The following is a 321-nucleotide window of genomic DNA, read 5'->3' as shown; positions in this document are numbered from 1 at the left end:
GGGTAACCGAGTGGAGCGGCTCTACGACGTAGGCGTGGCCGGTATTCATCGGCTGCTTGACTGCACTGCTACCCTTAACGAAGCCCGCGGGGTCATTGCCGTCGCGGGCAGGGAAGGGGCCTTGGCCAGCGTGGTGGGGGGCCTTGTTTCAAGCCCCGTTATTGCCGTACCCCCCTCGGTGGGCTATGGCGCCTCGTTCGGGGGCGTCACGGCGCTGCTGGCCATGCTGAATTCCTGCGCCAGCGGCGTGTCGGTGGTGAATATCGACAACGGCTTCGGCGCTGCGTTCCAGGCCAGCTGCATCAATCATCTGAATAGTCG

General features: G+C 64.2%; 1 protein-coding gene. It reads left to right on the top strand.

Annotated features, from left to right (window positions below; genetic code table 11):
• Positions 1 to 321 (top strand): AIR carboxylase family protein (locus PZH32_RS12210; RefSeq protein WP_275208522.1); only part of this gene is annotated, 321 nt, incomplete at both ends.

The organism is Adlercreutzia equolifaciens (assembly GCF_029076695.1).
GTDB classification, from domain to species: domain Bacteria; phylum Actinomycetota; class Coriobacteriia; order Coriobacteriales; family Eggerthellaceae; genus Adlercreutzia; species Adlercreutzia equolifaciens_A.
This window is presented reverse-complemented; position numbering and strand designations above follow the sequence as displayed.